At 30.5% G+C, this 4,445-nt stretch carries 3 protein-coding genes and 2 pseudogenes; 1 reads left to right on the top strand and 4 read right to left on the bottom strand.

The window, feature by feature from the left end:
* Nucleotides 1-213 (top strand): annotated as a pseudogene (locus tag L1967_RS22005) (IS5/IS1182 family transposase); the annotation flags it as partial.
* Here L1967_RS22005 and L1967_RS22000 read toward each other — a convergent pair.
* From L1967_RS22000 to L1967_RS21985, 4 genes and pseudogenes are all read right to left on the bottom strand, one after another.
* Entirely contained in the window at nt 194-1,456 is a 1,263-nt protein-coding gene (locus L1967_RS22000; protein ID WP_249603643.1) for a hypothetical protein, read from the bottom strand. The pseudogene L1967_RS22005 and the gene L1967_RS22000 overlap by 20 nt on opposite strands.
* Before the next feature lie 25 nt (nt 1,457-1,481).
* The gene (locus tag L1967_RS21995) at nt 1,482-2,759 is read right to left on the bottom strand and encodes a glycosyltransferase family 4 protein (protein ID WP_249603642.1); all 1,278 of its coding nucleotides are present in this window, start codon (nt 2,757-2,759) and stop codon (nt 1,482-1,484) included.
* A gap of 1 nt (nt 2,760) precedes the next feature.
* A complete protein-coding gene (locus tag L1967_RS21990) occupies nt 2,761-4,011 on the bottom strand; it encodes a glycosyltransferase family 4 protein (RefSeq protein WP_249603641.1) in 1,251 nt (416 codons plus the stop codon).
* A 239-nt stretch (nt 4,012-4,250) separates the two neighbouring features.
* Nucleotides 4,251-4,445: pseudogene (locus L1967_RS21985) on the bottom strand (IS5 family transposase); the annotation flags it as partial.

Raw genomic sequence — 4,445 nt, 5'->3', positions numbered from 1 at the left:
TGCTTCAACAGACGCAACGGTGACAGGGACAGAGATGACTATTTTGACAAAGAACTTTATGACCAACGCTATGTCATCGAGCGTACCAATGCCTGGATGGACAGTTTCCGGTCGTTACTAACTACCGTGGCAAGCTGGAAAGGGTTTAACTATCTTGCTTTTATTGTATTAGCCTTGAAAAAGTTCAAACCCTTCAAAAAGGAAAAAGTTTAAACGAGTTCATTATTTTCCAAGTACTCCAATCTCCTTTTATAAGTCGAGCTTCCTGTAAAGTAAGATCAGTTTCGCCATATCGAAAACTTTTTCTACTTCCTATATTTCCTTTGAAATTCATTTCTCTCAAATTGTATTCGGATAAAGCATCTTTCCAAGCTTTCCAATAATTACCATTTCTTAAAATCCCCATTGCTAATCTGTCTATATTTCCATCATAATAATGAAATCCAATCTGAATATTTCCGTTTGTAGGAGAGGTGCCTGAAACACCCCTAATATCCGGGGTTCCCTCTACACCAAAACTATTTATTGAGGTTTGTATGCTTTTGCTATAAATACTCATATTTGAGACCAAGCTACAATAGTTATTATAATATTTCAATGCAATATTGTTGTTACCTTGTTGTTTGTCTTCTTCATATGCGATAAGATATCCTTCTCCCCATTTTATAATGTCTCCTTGATGAGCATCATGGTCTAATTCTATTATATGGATCCAATTGAATAAATCATTTGAGCCAGCTAATTGTAGATTATAATTATCATTTGATGTTCCTATATGGTAAACTCCTAAATATTTAAAATGATTATTGGAAGTTTCATTAGTTTTGACAATTTTGAGAACATCCATACTTTTTCCTTTGTTATCTTTCAGTTTAAATTTATAGGGAGAAATAATTTTGGATAATTTACCATCGCTATAATTAATCAATGAATTATACTCTATTGGTAAATACCAACTATATCCCAGTTGAACTAGTTTTTCCGTAGGTAATTTTTTAAGATCTCTTTTATTTTGATTTTGTAAATATTTTGCATTTTCCACAATTATAGTATTCCTAAGCTCCTCAAAACTCATATGTCGCAATTCCGAGGGTTTACGAATGGATGCTTTTTTTAATAAAGTATATAACAGACTATAATTAGATAATTCCAAATTAGACATTGCTTGTAAATCGGAGATACTTTCAGAAGTTTTAATGTTAAGTTCTACTATTAATGTGTTTCTAATATCGTCATCTGACATATCAACAATAGAATTAAAATCTCTCCATTGCGTATTTAAGATTGCCGGTATGAGAATTTCCTCATTATTTGTAGAGCTTATTTTTTCTTGCCGACTGGATGCAGCAAATAGAGATGTCTCAGAATTAGGATTCTTTTCATCTAGTTCAAAATCTTCCTGACAACTAATAAAAGTTAGAAAAAAAGTGAATAGTAAAATACTTAAAATTCTCATACCGTTGTTCTTTAAAGTATTATCTTTAATTATGAAGTATCTTGAAATTCGATGATATACTGCCTGAGAACTTTTTATATTTCATTTTAAGATATAAAATCACTCTTACCAATACGTTTTTTTTAATCTTTTTGAGCTCTCTTTGGTTTATACGAAGTTCAATTAAGGAGTTTGAATATTGATTTCTGAAATAATTGATTTTACACTTGAAGCCTTCAAAATATTCCATATTATCATATATAAAATGAAATCGATTTTCGATTATTCGCCCCACATTTTCGTAAGATAAATGCTTGGCGATATCTTGTTTTGCAATCTTTCCTTTTTGAAATGCCAATTGTGGATTTGAAAATACCTCTACTATACAATTAACAGAATTTTCTTGAAGTGGGTTTCCCCAAATTGTGCTTTGATCAAAATGATTATCGATAATATCATTTGTTTTAACAATAGTCTCTACTAAAAAACTATTCGAAGAAGTCATAAATTCTGTGTTTCCCGAATAATTGGTGGCGATTACTGGTTTTCCATATGCCATCGCTTCAGCTAAAGTGAGTCCGAAACCTTCAGCATGATGCAACGAGATATAACAATCACATTCCTGTATTAATTTCTCCAATTCTTTTCGATCTATATATTCATCGATAATTTTTATATTTTCCGAATCCTCTATTAGTTCCATCAATCTTTGATAGTCTTTTTTATGATGATGGGAGTTGGAAGTTTTTAAAACTAACTCAATTTGGTGATTGACTAGTTTACTCGCTTTTTTGAAAACTTCAATTAAAAAATAAGGGTTTTTTCGTAAAGCTGAGCTATTGAAATCAAAAACGAATAGAAAACTAAATTTTTCTTCATTATAAATAGACAACTCATTTTTATTGAATTCATTACGTGTAATAACTTCTATCGGATGCGGTACTACCGTAATTTCACCTAGAAAGAATTTTGAGAAAATGGACTTACAATATCCTGAGGCTGTCCATATTTCATCAAATAAATTAATAGTAGAATGATATTTTTCTGGTACAATCTCTGATTCCCAGACCAGGTAAAGTAAATTGTATTTATTTTGAAAAAAATCGAAAGGTACACTATGAACCACTTCGTTTACTTCATGAAGCGAAATTTGAAAAAGATTGCATTCGTAAGCCAGTTCATTCATATTGCTCTTGGCTATTGTTTTATAATCGTAGACTTTAAAAGGAATATTGGTTTGTTCTAAGGCTTTTATATTTAATCGTAATGCTTTCCCTAAACCAAAGTTTCCATTTACATGTCCAATCACATTTATTCCTTTCATATTATATTCTCGTAGGTTCGTTAATTATCTTGATAGCCCGATCAAATTTATCTACTATTTTATCCCACGTATAGTTTTGTTGAATATATGTTTTTGCATTTTCTGCGTGCACATTTAAATCATCAGTAGACATATTAGTTACGGCATCAAGAGTTCTAAATAAATCATGATTGGAATGATAAAAGAATCCGGAATTACTATTTATAATATGATTTTTTAAAACTTCGCAATCGCCATTTGAAATGACAATTTTGCCACAACTCATAGCCTCCAGAGCAACCATAGACAAACTTTCGAATTTTGAAGGAATGATAAGGGCTTTCGCGTTACTTAACAGATTAATTTTATAATCTTCATCTACAAAACCAGTAAATAGAATATCACTGGTAGGTTGCAGTTCGGTATGATTTTTTCCTACAAAAATCAGTTTAAGATCGGAAGAGTTTTTCTCTTTGTATTCTAAAAATTGCTGATATAGAATATGGCAATTTTTACCTGAATCTATTCTTCCAATATATAAGAAATAATCTCCATTTATATTTGATTTAATTCCATCGCTTGGCTCATCTATGATGGAGTCGATACCAATACCTGCAACATCAGAATATGGCGTTAGATTTTTAAAAGTTGATTCAACCAATTTTTTTTCAGAAAGCGTATTGTACATTATAAACCTAGCAGATTCGAAAACACTCTTATAGGTTATAGCAAATAATTCAGGTTCATTATGAGCGGTTGGAATAAAAATACTTTTTTCCTTAACTTCTTTCATTCCAACAGCAGTTGGATAATATAAATACGTAAAAAAAATAAAAGCATTGTATTGCTCTTTATTATTCTGTAAATACGTAATCATATCTGGACAATAAGGTCCTTGGGCATTGAGCCAATTTTCACTTTGCTTTGAGCTAGCGCTAATTAGATTAAATCTTTTATCCAAATAGTTTATAAAAGAATATTTATTTAATAAACTTTCGTATTTCGTATTTTTTAAAATTTTTCTTCTAAACTTTCTTAATTTATCGTGTTGTCTACCGTAATCTGTTTTAAATCTCTTAACGGTGACATCATTGATAGTTTCTCTATTATTTTTATAATAATTATCCCAAGAGACATAATCTACCGATTTTGTTGTTAGCACGGTAACATCGTATTTTTTCTTGAGCTGTTCTGCTAGAATTCTAGCATGGTATTCTGCTCCGCCGTTTACTTCAATACCATATCGTTGGACGATTATTGCAATTTTTGACATTATGAATTTTAATGATTATAGTGAAAAACCAATAGAAAGGATTTTTAACGAATAGATAATCTTAGTTCATAAAAAATATCATTTAAGAATTTTAAGACTTACCCATTTTTTTAATATTCGAACCTAATAATATTGTAATGCACAAACCACCAAAAGGTTGCTTAAGAAAAAGCAAAAAATTTATATTTTCCTCGAATTTAACATATATAGAGTTTTGAAAATTTTGCTAAAGAACTCGTTTAAACTTTTTCCTTTTTGAAGGGTTTGAACTTTTTCAAGGCTAATACAATAAAAGCAAGATAGTTAAACCCTGTCCAGCTTGCCACGGTAGTATCAAACCTGTTTACTAACGACCGGAAACTGTCCATCCAGGCATTGGTACGCTCGATGACATAGCGTTGGTCATAAAGTTCTTTGTCAAAATAGTCATCTCT

This window comes from Zunongwangia pacifica, assembly GCF_023499215.1.
In the GTDB taxonomy this organism is placed as follows: Bacteria; Bacteroidota; Bacteroidia; order Flavobacteriales; family Flavobacteriaceae; genus Zunongwangia; species Zunongwangia pacifica.
Note: the sequence above shows the minus strand (reverse complement) of the source record. Positions and strands in the feature narration are given on the sequence as shown.